At 69.9% G+C, this 20,677-nt stretch carries 17 protein-coding genes and 1 tRNA gene; 3 read left to right on the plus strand and 15 right to left on the minus strand.

What is annotated here, in order from left to right:
- Positions 1 to 132: 132 nt before the first annotated feature.
- A complete protein-coding gene (ligD, locus tag ACX80J_RS09145) occupies positions 133 to 1,155 on the minus strand; it encodes a non-homologous end-joining DNA ligase (protein ID WP_459347537.1) in 1,023 nt (340 codons plus the stop codon).
- A 66-nt stretch (positions 1,156 to 1,221) separates the two neighbouring features.
- Here ligD and arfB point away from each other — a divergent pair, with 66 nt between their 5' ends.
- Positions 1,222 to 1,644, plus strand: coding sequence for an alternative ribosome rescue aminoacyl-tRNA hydrolase ArfB (gene arfB, locus ACX80J_RS09150; RefSeq protein WP_459347538.1), 423 nt, complete (start codon positions 1,222 to 1,224; stop codon positions 1,642 to 1,644).
- Positions 1,645 to 1,678: 34 nt separating this feature from the next.
- Here arfB and ACX80J_RS09155 read toward each other — a convergent pair.
- Positions 1,679 to 1,760 (minus strand) — tRNA-Leu (locus ACX80J_RS09155).
- Positions 1,761 to 1,897: 137 nt separating this feature from the next.
- Here ACX80J_RS09155 and ACX80J_RS09160 point away from each other — a divergent pair.
- Positions 1,898 to 2,500 carry an ANTAR domain-containing response regulator gene (locus tag ACX80J_RS09160; RefSeq protein WP_087073309.1) on the plus strand — a complete coding sequence of 201 codons (603 nt, stop codon included), beginning with the start codon at positions 1,898 to 1,900 and terminating at the stop codon, positions 2,498 to 2,500.
- Between the two features lie 109 nt (positions 2,501 to 2,609).
- On the opposite strand, the gene pyk is transcribed toward ACX80J_RS09160, so the two are convergent.
- The 11 genes from pyk to hisI all read right to left on the minus strand — a co-directional run bounded on the left by pyk (position 2,610) and on the right by hisI (position 18,181).
- The gene (gene pyk / locus ACX80J_RS09165; RefSeq protein ID WP_459347539.1) at positions 2,610 to 4,100 is read right to left on the minus strand and encodes a pyruvate kinase; all 1,491 of its coding nucleotides are present in this window, start codon (positions 4,098 to 4,100) and stop codon (positions 2,610 to 2,612) included.
- A 48-nt stretch (positions 4,101 to 4,148) separates the two neighbouring features.
- Positions 4,149 to 5,606 (minus strand): glutamate synthase subunit beta, encoded by a 1,458-nt coding sequence (locus ACX80J_RS09170; protein WP_459347540.1) that lies wholly within the window; start codon positions 5,604 to 5,606, stop codon positions 4,149 to 4,151.
- A complete protein-coding gene (gene gltB / locus ACX80J_RS09175) occupies positions 5,599 to 10,221 on the minus strand; it encodes a glutamate synthase large subunit (protein WP_459347541.1) in 4,623 nt (1,540 codons plus the stop codon). The genes ACX80J_RS09170 and gltB overlap by 8 nt, the downstream gene beginning before the upstream one ends.
- Positions 10,222 to 10,545: 324 nt before the next feature.
- Entirely contained in the window at positions 10,546 to 11,745 is a 1,200-nt protein-coding gene (gene lgt / locus ACX80J_RS09180) for a prolipoprotein diacylglyceryl transferase (RefSeq protein ID WP_459347542.1), read from the minus strand.
- Positions 11,742 to 12,542 (minus strand): tryptophan synthase subunit alpha, encoded by an 801-nt coding sequence (trpA, locus tag ACX80J_RS09185; RefSeq protein ID WP_459344746.1) that lies wholly within the window; start codon positions 12,540 to 12,542, stop codon positions 11,742 to 11,744. The genes lgt and trpA overlap by 4 nt, the downstream gene beginning before the upstream one ends.
- Positions 12,543 to 12,622: 80 nt before the next feature.
- Positions 12,623 to 13,987, minus strand: coding sequence for a tryptophan synthase subunit beta (trpB, locus tag ACX80J_RS09190; RefSeq protein WP_459347543.1), 1,365 nt, complete (start codon positions 13,985 to 13,987; stop codon positions 12,623 to 12,625).
- Between the two features lie 128 nt (positions 13,988 to 14,115).
- Positions 14,116 to 14,943, minus strand: coding sequence for an indole-3-glycerol phosphate synthase TrpC (trpC, locus tag ACX80J_RS09195; protein ID WP_459347544.1), 828 nt, complete (start codon positions 14,941 to 14,943; stop codon positions 14,116 to 14,118).
- Positions 14,944 to 15,192, minus strand: coding sequence for an HGxxPAAW family protein (locus tag ACX80J_RS09200; RefSeq protein ID WP_459347731.1), 249 nt, complete (start codon positions 15,190 to 15,192; stop codon positions 14,944 to 14,946).
- 172 nt (positions 15,193 to 15,364) lie between these two features.
- Entirely contained in the window at positions 15,365 to 16,186 is an 822-nt protein-coding gene (locus ACX80J_RS09205) for a Trp biosynthesis-associated membrane protein (RefSeq protein ID WP_459347545.1), read from the minus strand.
- The gene (locus ACX80J_RS09210; protein ID WP_459347546.1) at positions 16,183 to 17,736 is read right to left on the minus strand and encodes an anthranilate synthase component I; all 1,554 of its coding nucleotides are present in this window, start codon (positions 17,734 to 17,736) and stop codon (positions 16,183 to 16,185) included. The genes ACX80J_RS09205 and ACX80J_RS09210 overlap by 4 nt, the downstream gene beginning before the upstream one ends.
- 4 nt (positions 17,737 to 17,740) lie before the next feature.
- The gene (hisI, locus tag ACX80J_RS09215) at positions 17,741 to 18,181 is read right to left on the minus strand and encodes a phosphoribosyl-AMP cyclohydrolase (RefSeq protein WP_459347547.1); all 441 of its coding nucleotides are present in this window, start codon (positions 18,179 to 18,181) and stop codon (positions 17,741 to 17,743) included.
- Positions 18,182 to 18,262: 81 nt separating this feature from the next.
- Here hisI and ACX80J_RS09220 point away from each other — a divergent pair, with 81 nt between their 5' ends.
- A complete protein-coding gene (locus tag ACX80J_RS09220; RefSeq protein ID WP_459347548.1) occupies positions 18,263 to 18,904 on the plus strand; it encodes a TIGR03085 family metal-binding protein in 642 nt (213 codons plus the stop codon).
- A gap of 101 nt (positions 18,905 to 19,005) precedes the next feature.
- Here ACX80J_RS09220 and hisF read toward each other — a convergent pair whose 3' ends face one another.
- Both hisF and hisG read right to left on the minus strand, forming a co-directional pair.
- The gene (hisF, locus tag ACX80J_RS09225; protein ID WP_087073328.1) at positions 19,006 to 19,776 is read right to left on the minus strand and encodes an imidazole glycerol phosphate synthase subunit HisF; all 771 of its coding nucleotides are present in this window, start codon (positions 19,774 to 19,776) and stop codon (positions 19,006 to 19,008) included.
- A 12-nt stretch (positions 19,777 to 19,788) separates the two neighbouring features.
- Positions 19,789 to 20,634, minus strand: a complete 846-nt coding sequence (gene hisG / locus ACX80J_RS09230; protein ID WP_459344535.1) for an ATP phosphoribosyltransferase — start codon at positions 20,632 to 20,634, stop codon at positions 19,789 to 19,791.
- Between the last annotated feature and the right edge of the window lie 43 nt (positions 20,635 to 20,677).

Raw genomic sequence — 20,677 nt, forward strand, 5'->3', positions numbered from 1 at the left:
GGCCGGGCGGGGGCCGGCACGGCTCGGGCCCGGCTCGACGCCGGGGCACGGCAACTTTTCATTCCTGTTCTACCAGCGCAGTCCCGGGCGCACCCGGGCGGGAGGGTGCGGAACGCCCATTGACAGGGCGGATCAGTCGCGGTTCCGTGCCCGGCTCGGCTGCACACGCAGAGGCTCGCCCGGCATCTTCGGGAAGTCGGGCGGGAAAGGCAGCTCGCCCAGCCCGGCCTCGACGTCACGATCCCACCAGCCACGGAGGACGTCGATGCTTCCCGGCTCGGCGTGGAGGTCCTCCCACGGGTCGCCGATCGTCCGGAGGCGCTCCGGCACGGTGGTGATGGTGAAGGAGGCCGGGTCGACGCCGGTCAGCTCGTCCCACGTGAGGGGGCAGGACACGGAGGCGTGCGGGAGCGCCCGCGGGCTGTAGGCCCCGGCCATCGTGCGGTCCCGGTTCGCCTGGTTGTAGTCCACGAAGATGCGGGCGCCCCGCTCTTCCTTCCACCACGCCGTCGTCACGCGGTCCGGCATCCGCCGCTCCAGTTCACGCGCGGCAGCGATCACAGCCCGGCGGACCTCGAGGAACTCGTGCACCGGTTCGATCGGCGCGAAGACATGGAGGCCGCGGTTGCCGGACGTCTTGACGAAGCAGGTCAGGCCCGCCTCACGGAGGACGGCACGGAGTTCGTGGGCCGCCGCCACGACGTCGGGGAAGGTGGTTCCCGGCTGCGGGTCGAGGTCGATCCGCAGCTCGTCCGGCAGGTCGGGGTTGTCCGCACGCGACGCCCACGGGTGGAAGACGACCGTGTTCATCTGGGCCGCCCAGACGGCCGACGCGGGCTCGTCCAGGACCAGCTGGGGGTGCGAGCGGCCGCTGGGATAGACGACGGTGACGCTCCGCACGTAGTCGGGCGCGCCCTTGGGCGGATTCTTGCTGAAGAAGTACTCGCCGTCCACGTCGCCGCCGAACCGCTGCAGGGAGACGGGACGCCCGCCGTTCGCCCGCAGGAAGGCCGGCGCGACCTCGACGAGGTACCGTGCGAGGTCCAGCTTCGTCAGCCCGGCCTGCGGCCAGAGCACCCGGGACGGGCTGGACAGGCGGACCGGACGGACGCCGTCCGGACCGTCGACATCGAGGATCATCGCTTCGCTGGCCATGGGCCCAATCTACCCCCGGCACCTCCGAGGGCACCTCCCTGCTGCTGATCGTGCGACGCTGGGTACATGGATCTCGAGGTGACACCCGCACTCACGATTCCCGCGTCGGAACTGGACTGGCGGTTCTCGCGGTCGTCCGGCCCGGGCGGCCAGCACGTCAACACCTCGGACAGCCGCGCGGAGCTCTCGTGGGATGTCGCGCGCTCGGCCGCGCTCTCGGACGGCCAGCGCACGAGGCTGCTCACGCGTCTCGGACCCCGTCTCGTGTCCGGGGTGATCACCGTGGCGGCCTCGGAGCGACGCTCACAGCTGCGCAACCGTGAGATCGCCCTGGCCAGGCTCACCGAGCGGGTGGCAGAGGCCCTTGCGCCCGACCCGGCCGCCCGCCGGGCGACCCGACCCACGCGGGGCTCGGTCCGCCGGCGACTGGCTGCGAAGGACCAACGGTCAGCCACGAAACGTCAGCGACAGCGGCCCGCAGCGGAGTAGTGAGGTCCCTCGGCCGGACCCTGCTGAAGACCGGTGCCCGAAGTGGGACTCGAACCCACACACCTCTCGATACTGCATTTTGAGTGCAGCGCGTCTGCCAATTCCGCCATTCGGGCCGTAGCCGCACCGGCCCTGGGCTGACTTCCTCGGGGCCCGGTGCGCGAATCCACTCTACATGCCGATAGGCTGTTTCCGGGAACGGGAGCATGCCTCCGCGGGCCCATCGGAACGCCATCGTCATCAAGGAGCAACAGTGTCTGAACCCACCGAATCCACGCCCGCCGGACCCGCACGCCGGGTCATCGTGGCCGAGGACGAGACGCTCATCCGGCTCGACATCATCGAGATCCTGCGTGGGGAAGGCTACGAGGTCGTGGCGGAAGCCGACAACGGCGAGAAGGCCGTCGCCCTCGCCCAGGAGCACAAGCCGGACCTCGTGCTCATGGACGTGAAGATGCCCGTCATGGACGGCATCACGGCGGCGGAACAGATCGTGAAGGCCCGTATCGCGCCGGTCGTCCTGCTGACCGCCTTCAGCCAGAAGGAACTCATCGACCGTGCTCGCGACGCCGGGGCCATGGCCTACGTGGTCAAGCCCTTCACCCCGGCCGACCTCATCCCCGCCATCGAGATCGCCATGTCGCGCTACGAGGAGATCAAGGCGCTCGAGGCCGAGGTGTCCGACCTGCAGGAGCAGTTCGCCACCCGCAAGCTGGTCGAGCGTGCCAAGAGCCTGCTGACCACGAAGATGGGCCTCACCGAGCCGGAGGCCTTCCGCTGGATCCAGAAGACATCCATGGATCGTCGCCTCAGCATGCGCGAGGTCGCCGAGACGATCATCAACCAGGTCAACTGACGCCGCGCGGTAGCCAGGCGACGGGCCTGCTGGCACAACAGAAGAACGGCACACCAGAAGACCCCCACCCGATCGGGTGGGGGTCTTCTGTTACCTGGAAGCGGTTCGGCTACTTCTTCTTGGCGGGCCAGGGGCCCACGCCTTCCTTGATGAAGGAGGTGTGACCGTCGGGCAGCTGTCCGGCGTCCGTGATGTCTCCGACACGGTGGACCTTGATGGAGTTGGTGGAGCCGGCCTGCCCGGGAGGGGACCCGGCGGCGATGACCACGAGGTCGTCGACCTCGACGAGGCCCTGCTCGAAGAGGACCCGGTCCACCTGGGCCGTCATCTGGTCCGTGTGCTCCACGAACTCGACGAGCTTCGGCTGGATGCCCCAGATGAGGGACATGGTGTTCAGGGTCGACTGCACGGGGGTGAAGGCGAAGACCGGCTTCTTCGGGCGGAGGCGCGAGAGGCGGCGGGCGGAATCCCCGGACTGCGTGAACGTGCAGATGTACTTGGCGTCGAGCTGGTCGGAGATCTCGACGGCAGCGCGGGTGATGGCGCCACCGCGGGTCCTCGGCTTGCTCCCCAGCGGCGGGACGCGCTCGAGGCCGTGGCGTTCGGTGGATTCGATGATGTCCGCCATGGTGCGGACCGTCTCGATCGGATACTTGCCGACGCTCGTCTCGCCGGACAGCATGACGGCATCAGCGCCGTCGAGCACCGCGTTGGCGCAGTCGGAGGCCTCTGCGCGCGTGGGCCGGGGGTTGTCGATCATCGATTCGAGCACCTGCGTGGCGACGATGACCGGCTTCGCCCAGCGGCGCGCCAGTTCGACGGCCCGCTTCTGGACGATGGGCACGTCCTGCAGCGGCAGTTCGACGCCGAGGTCGCCTCGCGCCACCATGATGGCGTCGAAGGCGTCGATGATCTCCTCGAGGGCGTCCACGGCCTGCGGCTTCTCGATCTTCGCGATGACCGGGACCCGGCGTCCCTCCTCGTCCATGATCTCGTGGACGCGCTTCACGTCTCCGGCGTCACGCACGAAGGACAGCGCGACCATGTCGACGCCGATCTGGAGGGCCCAGCGCAGGTCCTCCTCGTCCTTGTCACTGAGGGCGGGGACGTTGACGGCGACGCCGGGCAGGTTGATGCCCTTGTTGTTCGACACCATGCCGCCGACGACCACCTCGGTGGTGACCGACACGTCATCGACAGCGGTGGCGCGGAGCGCGACCTTGCCGTCGTCGATGAGGAGCATGTCGCCGACGTTGACGTCCTGCGGCAGTCCCTTGAAGGTGGTGGAGGAGATGTCCTGGGTGCCCTGGATGTCCTCGACGGTGATGGTGAAGACGTCGCCCGGTGACAGTGCGTGGGGGCCGTCGGCGAAGCGGCCGAGGCGGATCTTGGGACCCTGCAGGTCGGCGAAGATGCCGACGGGCTTGCCGAGCTCCGCTGACGCACGGCGGACGTTCTCGTAGGTGGTGCTGTGCACGGCGTAGTCGCCATGGCTCATGTTCATCCGGGCTACGTCGACGCCCGCCTCGAGCACGGCGAGGGTGTTCTCATAGCTGGCGATTGCGGGGCCGAATGTTGCAACGATTTTTGCGCGTCTCATGAACCTAGCCTAGTCGTGTTGGGGTGGGGGGTAAGGTCTGCGGGCCGGTCAGAGCACGGCGATGGAGCGGTCGGTCGGCGCCACGGGTGCAGGGAGCTTGGTGGAACCCATGAGCCACTGGTCCACGGCGGCAGCGCATGCGCGCCCCTCGGCGATGGCCCAGACGATCAGCGACTGGCCGCGGCCGGCGTCACCTGCGGAGAAGACACCGGGCGTGTTGGTCATGTAATACCCGTCGCGCGCCACGTTCCCGCGGTCGTCGAACTCGGCCTGGACCTGCTCGGTGATACCGGCCGGCTCGGCGCCCGTGAAGCCGAGCGAGAGGAAGACCAGGTCGGCGGGGATCTCGCGCTCGGTGCCCGTCTTGGGGACGCGGCGTCCGTTGACGAATTCGGTCTCCGCCACCTTGATGCCGCGCAGCACGCCGTTGTCACCGACGAACTCGACGGTGGAGGCCAGGTAACGGCGCTCGCCGCCTTCCTCGTGGGCGCTCGCGATGTCGAACAGCGTGGGGAACGTCGGCCAGGGCTGGTCCGGACGCCGCTCCGTGGGCGGCTGCTGCCCGATGGCGAGCGTCGTGACGGACGCGGCCTTCTGCCGGTGGGCGGTGCCGAGGCAGTCCGCGCCGGTGTCACCGCCGCCGAGGATGACCACGTGCTTGCCCTCGGCATGGATCTGGTCCTCGACCGACTCGCCCGCCACGACCCGGTTGGCCTGCACGAGGTAGTCCATCGCGAAGTGAACGCCCTCGAGGTCGCGTCCGGGGATGGGGAGATCGCGCGGCAGGGTGGCACCCGTCGCAATGACGACGGCGTCGTACCGGCGCCTGAGCTGGCCCCAGCTGATGTCCTTACCCACGTCGACGCCGGTGCGGAAACGGGTGCCTTCGGCCTCCATCTGGGCGAGGCGGCGCTCGAGGTGGACCTTCTCCATCTTGAAGTCCGGGATGCCGTAGCGCAGCAGGCCGCCGATGCGGTCGTCACGCTCGTAGACGGCGACGGTATGGCCGGCACGGGTCAGCTGCTGCGCTGCAGCGAGCCCGGCCGGTCCGGATCCGACGACGGCGATCGTGCGGTCGGTCAGGCGCTCCGGCGGGTGCGGTTCCACCCAGCCCTCACCGAACGCCAGGTCCGCGATGGACACCTCGACCTGCTTGATCGTCACGGGCGGCTGGTTAATGCCGAGCACGCAGGAGGACTCGCACGGCGCGGGGCAGAGCCGGCCGGTGAACTCGGGGAAGTTGTTCGTGGCGTGCAGGCGCTCGATCGCCTCGCGTCCCTTGTCGCGGAACATGAGGTCGTTCCACTCCGGGATGAGGTTGCCCAGCGGGCAGCCCTGATGGCAGAACGGGATGCCGCAGTCCATGCAGCGGCCCGCCTGGGCCTTCAGCACGCCCTTCTCCTGCGCCTCGTACACCTCTTTCCAGTCCATGATGCGCACCGGGACGGGGCGTCGGGGCTGGGTTTGGCGCTCGCGCACCTTCATGAATCCGCGTGGGTCAGCCACCGGTTACCTCCAGGATCTTGGTCCACGCCTCTTCGCCGTCGGGGTCGAGGCCCTGTTCGACGGCGGTGGCGCGGGCGTCCAGTACCGCGGCGTAATCGCGCGGCAGGACCTTCGTGAATCGGGAAACGGTGTCCTCGAAGGACTCCAGCAGGCTTTCCGCGAGGTTCGACTCCGTCTCCTCGACGTGCTGGATCAGCAGCCGCCGGACGATCTCGATGTCCTCGGCGTCGAGGTCGACGAGCAGGAGCTCACCGTTCTCGAGGCTCTGCTTGTTGACACGGGCGCGGTCGAGGTCGAGCACGAAGGCCGTGCCTCCGGACATGCCCGCGCCGAAGTTGCGGCCGGTGCGTCCGAGGATCAGGGCCTGGCCGCCGGTCATGTACTCGCAGCCGTGGTCGCCGATGCCCTCGGCCACCGCCGTCGCACCCGAGTTGCGGACGAGGAACCGCTCCCCCACCTGGCCGCGCAGGAACATCTCGCCGCTCGTGGCGCCGTAGCCGATGACGTTGCCGGCGATGACGTTGTGGTCCGCGCGGAACACGTTGGAGCGGTCCGGGCGCACGATGATGCGTCCGCCGGACAGACCCTTGCCTACGTAGTCGTTCGAGTCCCCGAGCAGGCGCAGCGTGATGCCGGCCGGCAGGAACGCGCCGAGCGACTGCCCGGCCTGGCCCGTCAGGGTGACGTCGATGGTGTTGGTCGCCAGCGTGTCGAGCCCGAAGGTCTTCGTCACCTGGTGGCCGAGCATGGTGCCCACCGAGCGGTCCGTGTTGACCACGTCGACCGAGATGCGCACCGGCGAGCGGTGCTGCAGCGCGTCGGCGCTCATCTCGATGAGCTTGTTGTCGAAGTGCTGGTCCAGCTCGTGGTTCTGCGGGAGCATGTTCCGCATCGGCTCGCCGGAATCGGACTCGTTGCCGCGCAGGATCGGGTCGAGGTCCAGGCCGTCGGCCTTCCAGTGCTCGATCGCCTCGCGGGCGTCGAGCAGCTCGCTGTGGCCGATGGCCTCCTCGAGCGTCCGGAAACCGAGCTCGGCGAGGATCTCGCGCACCTCCTCGGCGATGAACTCGAAGAAGTTGACGACGAACTCGGGCTTGCCGTTGAACCGGCTGCGCAGTTCGGGGTTCTGCGTCGCGACGCCCACCGGGCACGTGTCCAGGTGGCAGACGCGCATCATGATGCAGCCGGAGACCACGAGGGGCGCCGTGGCGAAGCCGAACTCCTCGCCTCCCAGCAGGGCGGCGATGACGACGTCGCGCCCGGTCTTGAGCTGGCCGTCCACCTGCACGACGACGCGGTCGCGCAACCCGTTGAGCATGAGCGTCTGCTGCGTCTCCGCGAGTCCGAGCTCCCAGGGGATGCCGGCGTGCTTGAGCGAGTTCAGCGGGCTCGCGCCGGTGCCGCCGTCGTGCCCGGACACCAGGACGACGTCGGCCTTGGCCTTCGTGACGCCCGCGGCGACCGTGCCGATGCCTACCTCGGAGACGAGCTTGACGTGGACGCGTGCGCTCGGGTTGGACCGCTTGAGGTCGTAGATGAGCTGGGCGAGGTCCTCGATGGAGTAGATGTCGTGGTGCGGCGGCGGCGAGATCAGGGCGACGCCGGGCGTGGAGTGCCGCGTCCGGGCGATCCACGGGTACACCTTCTGGCTCATGAGCTGTCCGCCCTCACCGGGCTTGGCTCCCTGCGCCATCTTGATCTGGATGTCGTCCGCGTTGGTCAGGTACAGGCTCGTGACGCCGAACCGGCCCGAGGCGACCTGCTTGATGGCGGAGCGGCGCTCCGGATCCAGCAGGCGCTCGACGTCCTCGCCCCCCTCGCCCGTGTTCGACTTCGCGCCGAGGCGGTTCATCGCGATGGCGAGTGTCTCGTGCGCTTCCTTCGAGATGGAGCCGTAGCTCATCGCACCCGTGGAGAAACGCTTGACGATGGACGAGACGGGCTCGACCCCGTCGATGCTGATGGGCTCACGGGCATCGCCGCGGAGCTTGAGCAGCCCGCGGAGCGTCATGAGGTCCCTCGACTGGTCGTCCACGCCCTGCGTGTACGCCTTGAAGATGTCGTAGCGGCGTTCACGCGTCGCGTGCTGCAGGCGGAAGACGGTCTCCGGGTTGAAGAGGTGCGGCGGGCCCTCGCGGCGCCACTGGTACTCTCCTCCGTTGTCGAGGCCGCGGTGCGGATCCTCGATGCCGTCCTGCGGGTAGGCGCTCTCGTGGCGGGCCGCGGTCTCCGCCGCGACGACGTCGAGTCCGACGCCGCCGAGCTGCGTCTGCGTGCCGTGGAAGTACTCGTCCACGAGCTCCTGCGACAGGCCGAGGGCCTCGAAGGTCTGGGCGCCGCAGTAGGAGCTGACCGTGGAGATGCCCATCTTGGACATGATCTTCAGGACGCCCTTGCCGAGGCCCTTCAAGAGGTGCGCGACGGCGGCTTCGGCCGTGACGCCGGTAATGTCGCCGTTGCGGACGAGTTCCTCGCAGCTCTCCATCGCGAGGTACGGGTTCACGGCGGAGGCGCCGTAGCCGATCAGGACCGCGACGTGGTGGACCTCGCGCACGTCGCCGGCTTCGACGACGAGGGAGGTCTTGGTGCGGTTGGCGCTCTTGAGCAGGTGGTGGTGCACGGCGCTGGTCAGCAGCAGGGACGGGATGGGGGCCCACTGCGCGTTCGAGTCGCGGTCGGACAGCACCACGTACTGGACACCGCGGTTCAGTGCACTGGACACCTGCTCGCAGATCTCCGCGAGGCGCGCCCGCAGGGCGGCCTCACCGCCGTCGTGCCGGTACAGGCCGCGCACACGGACGGTCAGCCGGTCGCCGTCGTCCGTCTCCAGGTTGGCGATCTTCGCGAGTTCGTCATTGTTGATGACGGGGAACTTCAGGGCGATCTGCTTCGAGCGCACCTGACCGGTGGACAGCAGGTTGCCGTCCGGCCCGATGGTGACGCCCATCGAGGTGACGAGCTCCTCACGGATGGAGTCCAGCGGCGGGTTGGTCACCTGGGCGAAGGACTGCACGAAGTAGTCGAACAGCAGCCGCGGGCGCTTCGACAGCACGGCGATCGGGGTGTCGGAGCCCATCGCACCGAGCGGCTCGGCACCGCTCTTCGCCATGGGGCCGAGCAGGATCCGCAGTTCCTCCTGCGTGTAGCCGAAGGTGCGCTGGCGACGGTTGATCGACGCCTTGGTATGGATGACATGCTCGCGGTCCGGGAGGTCCTCGAGCTGGATCAGGTTCTCCTTGACCCACTCCCCCCACGGGTTGGCGGCAGCGACCTCGGTCTTGATCTCCTGGTCCTCGATGAGGCGGCCTTCCTCGGTGTCGACGAGGAACATCTTGCCGGGCGAGACACGGCCCTTGCGGACCACGCGGGACGGCTCGACGTCGAGCACGCCGACCTCGGACGCGAGGATGACGAGACCGTCCTCGGTGACCCAGTACCGCGCCGGGCGCAGGCCGTTGCGGTCGAGGACGGCGCCGACGAGGCGACCGTCCGTGAAGGAGACGGCGGCAGGGCCGTCCCAGGGCTCCATGAGCATGGAGTGGTACTGGTAGAAGGCGCGCCGGGCGGGATCCATGGTGGCGTGGTTCTCCCACGCCTCCGGGATCATCATCATGATGGAGTGCGTGATGGGGCGCCCGGACAGGGTGAGCAGTTCGGCGACCTCGTCGAAGGACGCGGAGTCCGACGCACCCGGCGTGCAGACGGGGTACAGCTCCTCCGGCGAGTCCCCGAGCAGGGGGTTCGCCAGCTGCGACTGCCGCGCACGCATCCAGTTGCGGTTGCCCTTGACGGTGTTGATCTCGCCGTTGTGCGCGATGGTCCGGAACGGCTGGGCGAGGGGCCACGACGGGAAGGTGTTCGTGGAGAACCGCGAGTGGACGATGCCGAGGCGCGTCTTGAAGCGCTCGTCCGACAGGTCGGGGTAGAACGGCTCGAGCTGCGCCGTGGTCAGCATGCCCTTGTAGACGATCGTCTTCGAGGACAGGGAGGGGAAGTACACGCCGTACTTGTTCTGCGCGCGCTTCCGGACCCGGAAGGCCTTCGCGTCGAGGTCGGCCGGGTCACCGTCCTTGGGCGCCAGGAAGAGCTGGACGAAGTGCGGCATGCAGGCGCGGGCCATTGCACCCACGAGGTCGGCGACCACGGGGACCGCCCGCCAGCCGAGCACCGTCAGGCCCTCGGACTCGGCGAGGAACTCGAGGCCGGCGCGCACCGTCTCCTCCTCCTTCGCCTCGGCCGGGAGGAACGCCGTCCCGACCACATAGGAGCCGGCGGGAGGGAGCGGGAAGTCGACGACGGCTCTGAAGAACTCGTCGGGGATCTGGGTCAGCAGGCCGGCGCCGTCGCCCGTACCCTCGTCGGCGCCGACGGCGCCGCGGTGCTCGAGGTTGCGCAGGGCCGTCAGCGCGGCGTCCACGATGTCGTGGCCCGGCTCGCCGCGAAGGGTCGCGATGACGGCGAGGCCGCACGCGTCCTTCTCGTTCTCCGGGTTGTACAAGCCGGTGGCCTCCGGGATGGAGGCGAACCGTGTGAAGGGCGACTCCACGGCCGGGGCCTCGGAGGATATCGTATCCGGTTGTGTCCCGGTCGACTTTCCTGGCGTCAAAGCAGTCATCGAAAGGATCCTTCCCCCATGATGGAGCGTCGGGAGGGGACAGCCTTGGCCCCGCAGGCACCGCTGTCTGGGAGCGGTTGCCGTTCTTGTATCGTGTGCCCATCGCCTGGCCGGCGCTGCCCGGCGCTATTGGCGGGCAATGGGGTAGTCGTCCTGCGCCGGTCGGGGGCGGTGTCGGTGCGGACAGGAAGGTTATCCGGCCGTCGCACCAGGGTCCACAACAGTGTGGTGTCGCGTCCTTGAGGGGCGGTGGCCCGGGGACTGCTGTCGGGGGCCGAGTCCCGCGGCTCCGCTTTCGCGGGGTCCCGGAACGCGGATCGTCACTCAGGAGCCGTTTGTCTCGGAAAGATTACCACGATCATTCCGCGCACTCGGCCCTTTGTCCGCTGGGTGGGCACCTGTGGCTGAAGCGTTACGGGACCCGCGCGGCGAACCTGCTTCGGCAGCTTCCGTCGACCGGACACCGCCGTTCCGCGAGGTATCGGTCCCGGCGGAACCGGGCGTGTCCCCGGCGTCAGATTCCGCCGTCGGACCGGTTCCCGCGGAGCGGGCACCGGAGACAGCGTTCCCGGCCTCGCCGGCAGACCCGTCGTCCGATGCGCCGCCCGACGCATCCGATGCCGCGCCCGCCGATGCCTCTACCGGGGTGTCGGCCTGCGGCTCCCGGCCGGGGAGGTAGACGGACGGCGCCTCGACGGGACGGCGCTTGACGGCGAGGAACACGAGGATGGCCAGGGAGACCACGAAGACCGCGATGCTCGTCCACACATTGAGCCGCTGCGTCACGCCGAAGAGCGTGACCATCTCGGCGTCGTCGATGCGGAGCGTCTCGATCCAGACGCGCCCCAGCGTGTAGTACGCGGCATAGAGCCAGAACATGCGCCCGCCGCGGAGACGGAACTTCCGCGCCAGCAGCAGCAGGAGCGCTACTCCTGCGAGGTTCCAGAGGAGTTCGTAGAGGAAGGTCGGGTGGAACAGCGTGCCCGGTTCCTGGTCGATCGGGAAGTTGGCGTTGTCGGCATCGATCTCCAGGCCCCAGGGCAGGGTGGTCGGCGCGCCGAACAGTTCCTGGTTGAACCAGTTGCCCAGGCGGCCGACGGCCTGTGCGAGCAGCACGCCCGGTGCCCCGGCATCGGCGAAGGCCGAGAGCTTCACCCCGGCGCGTCGTGCACCGATCCACGCTCCGACGGCGCCGAGTGCGATGGCGCCCCAGATACCGAGTCCGCCCTGCCAGATCTGCGGGATCCGGGCGAGGTCACCCTCGGGTCCGAAGTAGGCGTCGGGCGAGGAGAAGACGTGGTAGAGCCGGCCACCGATGATGCCGAACGGGATGGCCCAGATCGCGATGTCCCACACGGCGTCGGCGGAGCCCCCGAAGGAGACGAAACGCTTCTGCGTGAGGATGAGCGCGAGGATGATGCCGGCCAGGATGCACAGCGCGTAGGCGTGGATGGTGACCGGGCCGAGGCCGAAGCTCGCCCACTCGGCGGGCGGGCTCGGGATCGACGCAGCGAGGCCGATCACGAGGATGCCTTGGGCGTCCCGGTGCTCAGCTCGCGCGTGAGGTCTGCGACGGCTGCCACTCCGCCGTCGCGCAGGGCGGCCACGAGGGCCGTGCCCACGATGACGCCGTCGGCGTAGGCGCCGATCTCGCGGACCTGGGCCGACGAGGAGACGCCGAGGCCCACGCACACGCGTTCGGCACCGGCTCCGTGGGCGGCATCGACCACCGCGCGGGCCGCGGTGCCGACCGAGGACCGCGCGCCGGTCACGCCCATGACGGACACGGCATAGACGAACCCCCTGCTGGCGTCGACGGTGTTCTGCATGCGCTGGGGCGACGTGGAGGGCGCCACGAGGAAGACACGGTCGAGGCCCAGCTCCTCGGAGGCCTCGAGCCACTCGGCGGCCTCGTCGGGGATCAGGTCGGGCGTGATCAGCCCGGCCCCGCCCGCCGCCTTGAGGCGCTCGGCGAAGTTGCGCACGCCCATCCGCATGACCGGGTTCCAGTAGGTCATGACGAGGACGGCCGCATCGGTGCTGCGGGTGATTCCCTCGACGACGTCGAAGATCTGCGGGACGGTGAAGCCGTTGGCCAGCGCCTCGACCGTCGCCTCCTGGATGACGGAGCCGTCCATGACGGGGTCGGAGTAGGGGATGCCGATCTCGATGAGGTCCATCCCGTTCTCCGCCATGGCGATGCCGGCGTCGATGGTGGCCTGGACGTCGGGGAAGCCCGCCGGCAGGTAGCCGATCAGCGCGGCGCGACCCTCGCTCCGTGCCCTCTCGATCGCGGCGGCGGCCTTCGACCCGTCCGCAATGGTTCCGGCGTGACGGCCGACGGGAGCGTCGGTCGCGTGGTCGCTCGTGCGGGCGGTCGGGCGGTCCGTGGAATGCCTGGTCACAGCTGTTCACCCTCCTGGGCGATTTCCTGCTCGGCACTGTCGTCCGGGAGCAGATCGAAGTAGCCCGCGGCGGTTGCCACGTCCTTGTCGCCGCGGCCGGAGAGGTTCACGATGAGGACCCTGTCCGAAGCCTGCTCCCCCGGCCCGAGATCGGCGGCGAGGCGCCGGCCGACCTTCATGGCCCCGGCGAGGGCATGCGCTGTCTCGATGGCGGGGATGATGCCCTCGGTGCGGCTGAGGAGCTTGAACGCCTCCATGGCCTCCGCGTCGGTGATGGGCTCGTAGTTCGCCCGTCCGATGTCGGCGAGGTAGGCGTGCTCGGGCCCGACGCCCGGGTAGTCCAGGCCGGCGGAGATCGAGTGCGACTCCATCGTCTGCCCGTCCTCGTCCTGCATGAGGTAGGAGCGGGCTCCGTGCAGCACGCCGGGGCGGCCGAGCGTGATGGTGGCCGCATGCCGCCCGGTCTCGACGCCGTCGCCCCCGGCCTCGAAGCCGTACAGTGCCACGTCGCGGTCGTCGAGGAAGCCGTGGAAGATCCCGATGGCGTTCGAGCCGCCACCGACGCAGGCGCACACGGCGTCGGGGAGCTTCCCGGTCTGCTCGAGGATCTGTGAGCGCGCCTCCTCGCCGATGACCTCGTGGAAGTACCGCACCATGGCCGGGAAGGGGTGCGCGCCGGCAGCCGTTCCGAGGAGGTAGTGCGTGGTCTCGACGTTGGCCACCCAGTCGCGCAGGGCGTCGTTGATGGCGTCCTTGAGCGTCTGCGAGCCGTTGGTGACGGGGATGACCGTCGCACCGAGCAGCTGCATGCGTGCGACGTTGAGGGCCTGCCGGCGCGTGTCCTCGGCGCCCATGTAGACCACGCACTCGAGGCCGAGCAGCGCGGCCGCCGTGGCGCTCGCGACGCCGTGCTGTCCGGCACCCGTCTCGGCGATGACCCGTGTCTTGCCCATGCGCTTGGCCAGCAGGGCCTGGCCGAGCACGTTGTTGATCTTGTGGGAGCCGGTGTGGTTGAGGTCCTCACGCTTGAGGAAGACACGCACGCCGCCGCAGTGCTCGGCGAAACGCTGGGCCTCCGTCAGGAGCGACGGCCGGCCGGCATAGTTCCTGTTCAGGTCGGCGACCTGCGCCGTGAAGTCGGGGTCCGCCTTGGCCTTATCGAACGTGTCCTGCAGTTCGTCGAGCGCGGCGATCAGCGACTCCGGCATCCATCGTCCGCCGTAGGAGCCGAAGTAGGGACCGGGGGCGTGGCGCAGGCTCTGGTCGTGGCTGAGGAAAGCCTCGGCCGTTCCGGCGTCGATGGTGTCCGCTGCTCCGGCCTCGGCGCCGTCGTGGCCCGTGCCCTGGTGCGTATCGGTCATGACTTCAGCGTTCCTGTCCTGTTGGTGCTGACCCGGGCGGTGGTTCCTCCGGGTGGTGAACCGGTGATGGCCGGTTCGTTGCCTGCTGTCCTGGGCCGCGCCCCGCGCCGCAGCAGGTTCGAACGGTGTCAGCCGCGCGCTGCTGCGCCTCTGCTGCTCCAGGCGCTGCTGCCCGCCCGGCGGAATTCGTCGATGGTCGCCGAGGGGTCCTGATGCCGGACGAGTGCTTCCCCGACCAGGACGGCGTGGGCGCCGCTGGCTGCGTAGTCGGCGACGTCGGCCGCGTCCCGCACGCCCGATTCGGCGATGACCACCGTGCCGGGCGGGATGAGGTGCGCGAGTTCGGCGAAGACGCCGCGGTCGATGTCGAGGGTCTTCAGGTTGCGGACGTTGACGCCGATGATGGGGGCTCCCGCCGCGACCGCGCGCCGGACCTCGTCCGCCGTGTGGGTCTCCACGATCGCATTCATGCCCAGCTGGTGGGTGAGCGCGAGGAAGGACCTGAGGTCGTCGTCGGGAAGTGCCGCGACGATCAGGAGGACGACGTCGGCGCCGTGGGCGCGTGCCTCCCAGATCTGGTACTCGTCGATCGTGAAGTCCTTGCGGAGCACGGGGAGCCCGACGGCGGCACGCACGGCATCGAGGTCGGCGAGGGACCCGCCGAAGCGCCGCTCCTCGGTCAGCACCGAGATGACGGCTGCGCCGCCCTGTTCGTAGGAGGCGGCGAGGGCGGCAGGGTCGGCGATGTCGGCCAGCGCGCCCTTGGACGGGCTGCTGCGCTTGACTTCGGCGATGACGGCCAGCGGGCCGCCCTCACCCGCACCGAGGCTCCGGAAGGCGTCGAGCGGAGCGGGAGCCGCGAGGGCCGTGGCCCTCACGTCCTCGAGGGGCAGGGCCCGACGGCGCTCCGCGAGGTCCTCCCGGACGCCGTCGATGATGTCGTCGAGGACCGTCATCTAGTGGCCGTTGTTCTTGAGCTTCGAGCCGCCCACGCCGTAGCCGATCTTGCGCAGGATGAAGCCGACGATGAGGCCGACGACCATGATGCCGATGCCCACCCAGAAGAGCAGCGTCCCGAAGTCGTGGTTCCCCTCGGTGCTGGCGAAGACGTACGCGAAGGAGGAGAGCGCGGCACCGGCGAGCATGATCAGCACGCACGTCCACGCAGCGGGGCTGTTGCCGTGACCGATCGTCTCATCGCCCATCTGGGCGTGGTTCGCGGGGGTGTTACGGGTAGCGGCGTTACGGGTGTCGGATGCCATGGGAAATCTCCTTCGAACGGGTCTCGTCCCATTCTGCCATCGATGCGGCGGCCCGGCGGAACGATGACCGGCGCCGGAGAGGTGGCGGAGACCGGCCGAGCCTGTCGTCGGGCGGCTAGCCCGTGGGGTCGTTGCCGCGCGAGAGTTCGTCCCAGCTGTCGATCTCGTCGGCGTGGGCGCTCACGCGGCCGGTGGACGGACGCCCGGTGCCGGAGGGCGCTCCGGGCGCGTCACCCTCCGGGTCGGGCTGCGACGCCGTCGCGCCGGACCGTCCGCTTGTCCCGGCCTGGTCGCCCGATGGAACGCCCGAACGCTCGGAGCGGTCGGAGTCCGGTGCACCGTCGGGCACGACGCCGGGTGGCACGTCGCCGGTCGACGGGTCGGGCCGGACGTCTCCTGCTGGCCCCTGCGAAGCCCGGGACGCACCGGCGTCGTAGCGCCTGTTCACACCCCAGGTCCGGCCGGCGAGCACCACCCACGCGGCGGCGAGGACCAGCAGGACGCCGGCGCCCACGGCGAGCCAGGGCAGGGCGCTCGCGGTGGCCTCGGCTCCCGCGAGTCCGCTGACGCCGATGGCCGTGCCGATGGCGGGTTCGGCGGCGGCCTCGGGATCGAGGGCCACGGAAGCGCTGGACAGCACGATCCCGAAGCCGGAGAGCACGAGGATGACGGCGATGATCCAGCGGGCCACGCGACCCGCGATCGAGACGGCGAGGGCAGCGGCGAGCGCGACGAGCGCGAAGGCCGTGACGGGGGTCGACGCGTCGCTGCCCGGGATGGTGAGGTCGGGCGTCTGGACGGCGTCCTGCGGAAGGCGCACCGTGAGCCAGGTCTGGGTGGTCGAGCCGAAGGCGACCAGTGCGAGGAGGACGATCCCCATCACCACGACGCCGCGGCGCATGAAGCGGCGCGGAACGGGAGGCTCGGAGGTGCTCACGGGGCCTCCGCGGTCGCCGGTCGCAGGCCCGCAGCGGTCAGCGCCGCCCGGAGGGGCGCGGCGGCCTTGTTGACCGTTTCGAGTGCTTCGGTCTCGAGGACCGAGTCCGCGACGATCCCGCCGCCGGACTGCACGTAGGCCTTGCCCTCGCGCAGGAGGGCCGACCGGATGGCGATCGCCATGTCCATGTCCCCGGCGAAGTCCAGGTATCCCACCACTCCCCCGTAGATGCCCCTGCGGTGCGGCTCGACCTCGTCGATGAGGCGGAGGGCCCGGGGTTTCGGCGCGCCGGAGAGCGTTCCCGCGGGGAAGGTCGCCGCCAGGACGTCGTAGGCGCTCTTCGCGGGCGAGAGCCGGCCGACCACGGTGGAGACGAGGTGCATGATGTGGCTGAACTTCTCCACCTCCATGAACTGCGTGACGTCGACGCTGCCGGGCTCGCAGACCTTGGACAGGTCGTTGCGGGCCAGGTCGACGAGCATGAGGTGCTCCGCCTTCTCCTTCGTGTCGGCCCGGAGCTCCACGGCGAGGTCGCGGTCCTCCTCGGTGGTCCTGCCGCGCGGCCGCGATCCCGCGATCGGGTGCGTGATGACCTCGTCGCCCGTCACGGTGACGAGGGCCTCCGGGGAACTCCCCACGATCGAGTAGGCCCGCCCGTCCGCGTCCTCGAGGCTGAACAGGTACATGTAGGGGCTCGGGTTCGTGGTGCGCAGGATGCGGTACACATCGAGGGCGGAGGCGTCGCACTCGATCTCGAAGCGGCGGCTGATGACCACCTGGAAGACCTCGCCGTCCACGATGGCGCGTTTGCCACGCTCGATCGCCCGCAGGTAGTCGGGTTCGAACCAGGACTCGCGGACGCGGCCCATGGACGCCTCGGCGCTCGGCGCGTCCTCGGCCATCACCGAGATGGCGGGTTCGGCGGGTTCGGCGAGTCTTGCGAGCATCGAGCGGACCCGTGCGACGGCGTCGTGCCATGCCTCGTCCACGCGGGCGTCGGTGCCGTCGAAGTTGATGGCGTTCGCGACGAGGGTGAGCGAGCCCTCGGAGTTGTCGTGGATGGCCAGGTCCGAGACGAGGTTCATCGCGAGCTCGGGCAGGAGGAGGTCGTCCTCGGGCGGGCTGGTCAGCCGTTCCCACCGCCGGACCGCTTCCCAGCCGACGAAGCCCACCATGCCGGAGGTGAACGGGGGAAGCTCGTCGAAGCGCTCGGTCCGCAGGGCCTCGACCGTCAGGCGGAGCGCCTCGACGGGGTTCCCGCCCACGGGGACACCCGCCGGCGGCTCGCCCAGCCAGTGCGCCTCCCCGTTCCGGGTGGTCAGTGTGGCGCGCGAACGGGAGCCGATGAAGGAGTAACGCGACCACACACCTCCGACGGCGGCGGATTCCATGAGGAAGGTCCCGGGCTGCCCGGCGGCGAGCTTGCGGTAGATGCCGATCGGCGTGTGCGCGTCGGCGAGGACCTTGAGGTGCACGGGAACGACGCGCCGGGCCTGGGCCAGGTCGCGGAATTCCTCGAGGGTGGGGCGGATAGTGCCCAGCTGCTGCATGGAGTCAGAGTCCTTCTGCGTCGGTTCGGCTCGCGGTCTCGGCAGGCAGGGCCCGGCCGTCGAAGCATGTGCGTGTGCCGGTGTGGCAGGCCGCGCCCTCCTGGTCGACCGTGACGAGCAGGGCGTCGCCGTCGCAGTCGAGGGCCACGCCCTTCACCCACTGCCGGTGGCCGGACGTGTCGCCCTTCCGCCAGTATTCGGAGCGGGACCGCGAGTAGAACGTTACCCGGCCGCTGGTCAGCGTCCGCCGGAGTGCCTCCTCGTCCATCCAGCCGAGCATCAGCACCTCGAGCGTGTCGTACTGCTGCACGACGGCGGCGACCAGTCCGGCGTCGTCCTTCTTGAGGGCGTCGGCGATGGCCGGATCGAGGAGCGGCGGCTCCCCTGCAGGGCCCCGGGGCGAGGGAGTGGAGGAGTCGTTCGGGGAGAAGGTGGAGGAAGGCATCACCTGTGATTCTAGTGCGGTCCCCGGCGCCGCGCGGCGCGCCCACCCCGTCCCCGGCGCGACATGCTAGTTTCAGCAGCTATGCACTACGTAGCCCCGTCCCGCGAGGTCCTGGCCGAAACGCTTCTGGCAGCCGGCCACGACGCGCCCACGCTCTGTGAGGGCTGGCTGACGCGCGACCTGGCAGCGCACCTCTACCTGCGCGAGCACAACCCGGCCATGGGACTCGGGCTCATCCCGAAGCTGGCCGGTTTCACGGAGCGGCTCGTCCGGGAGACGGCGGGGCGTGCGGCCTCGCCGGCAGGCTATGAAGCGCTCGTGGACCGCTTCCGGGCCGGACCGCCCGCGCTCTCGCCGATGCGCGTCAGTACGATCGACAGGAGCGCCAACCTCATCGAGTACTTCGTGCACACCGAGGACGTGCGCCGTGCCACCACCCGGTGGGCTCCGCGGGCGCTGGACGAGGACTACGCGGACGCCCTCTGGGAGGAACTGCTCAAGCGGGCGGCGCTCCTGTACCGGGGCGCGGACCTCGGCATCGTCCTGGTGCGTCCGGGCGGTCCGCGGCACGTCGCGAAACGCGCGCCGGTCTCCGTGGCGATCATCGGTGACCCGGGGGAACTGCTGCTGCACGCCCACGGCCGGCGGCAGCAGGCGCTGGTCACCTTCGAAGGCCAGCCCGACGCCGTCGCACTGCTCGAGACCGCCGACGTCGGACCCTGACACCCCTGACAACCGTGAGACCTTCGGGGACCCCTCGGGGCTTCCGCAGCCCGTCGGGACGCGGCAGGGTCCCCGGTCGGGACGCCGGACCGTCCCGTCCGTCAGCGGACGGGGAACCCGGCCTCCCGGATGGCGGCCTTGACCTGCGCGATGGCGTCCACGGGCCCGAAGTGGAAGACGGACGCAGCGAGCACGGCGTCGGCTCCGGCCTGGACCGCCGGCGGGAAGTGCTCCGGCTTGCCCGCTCCGCCGGAGGCGATCAGCGGAACGCCGACGGCGGCCCGGACGGCACGGATGAGCTCCAGGTCGAAGCCCTCCTTGGTGCCGTCGGCGTCGATCGAGTTGAGCAGGATCTCCCCCACGCCCCGGTCCGCTGCCTCGCGGGCCCACGCCACGGCGTCGATACCGGTGCCCTTGCGCCCGCCGTACGTGGTGACCTCGAAGCCGGAGGGCGTGCTGGCGTCGCGCGTGCGGCGTGCATCGAGGGACAGCACCAGGACCTGGGCCCCGAAGTGCCCGGTGATCTCGTTGATGACGGCGGGGCGTGCGACCGCGGCCGTGTTGATCGAGGCCTTGTCCGCGCCGTAGCGCAGCAGGCGGTCGACGTCGGAGATCTCCCTCACTCCGCCGCCCACGGTCAGGGGGATGAAGACCTCCTCGGCGGTCCGGGCGACGACGTCGAACGTCGTCTCCCGGTTCCCGGAGGAGGCCGTGACGTCGAGGAAGGTCAGTTCGTCGGCACCCGCGCGGTCGTAGCGGTGGGCGAGTTCCACGGGGTCACCGGCGTCGCGCAGGTCCTCGAAGTTGACGCCCTTGACCACGCGGCCGGCGTCGACGTCGAGGCACGGGATGACACGGACTGCGACGGTCATGGCTGCCCTCTCCTAGATCCGGCAGGCGTGGATGGTGCTGACGAGGATGGCGCGGGCGCCGAGCTCGTACAGCTCGTCCATGACGCGGTTGGTCTGGTTCCGCCGGACCATCGAGCGCACGGCCACCCAGTCGGAGTCGCGCAGCGGTGACACGGTCGGGGATTCGAGACCGGGTGTCAGGGCGGCGGCCTCGTCCACGAGGTCCTTGCGGATGTCGTAGTCCATCATCACGTACTGGCGTGCGACGAGGACGCCCTGCAGGCGCCGCAGCAGCACGTCCAGTCCGGCGGGGGGCTCCACGCCGGCCCGCCCGATCAGCACGGCCTCGCTCTTGAGGATCGGCTCGCCGAAGATCTCCATGCCGGCGGCACGGAGCGTGTTGCCCGTCTCCACCACGTCGGCGATGGCGTCGGCCACGCCGAGGCGCACCGAGGATTCGACGGCGCCGTCGAGCCGGACGACGGCGGCTGTGATGCCGCGTTCGGCGAGGTAGTCCTTCAGGAGTCCCTCGTAGCTCGTCGCGACGCGCTTGCCCTCGAGCTGTTCGACCGACGAGAAGTCCGCCACGGGGCCTGCGAACCGGAAGGTCGAGGCTCCGAAGCCGAGCTGCAGGAGCTCCTCGGCCTTCACCTGCGCGTCGAGGAAGAGGTCGCGGCCGGTGATGCCGACGTCGAGGGTTCCCGAGCCCACGTACACGGCGATGTCGCGCGGACGGAGGAAGAAGAACTCGATCTCGTTCTCGGGATCGACGAGGACGAGTTCACGGGTGTCGCGGCGCTGGCGGTAGCCGGCCTCGGCGAGCATGGACGAGGCGGCCTCGGAGAGGGCGCCCTTGTTGGGAACTGCTACACGGAGCATGGGGATCTTTCGCTGGAGGGAGGAGGTGCAAGCGGGGGCCGCG

It is taken from the genome of Arthrobacter rhamnosi, from assembly GCF_054510975.1.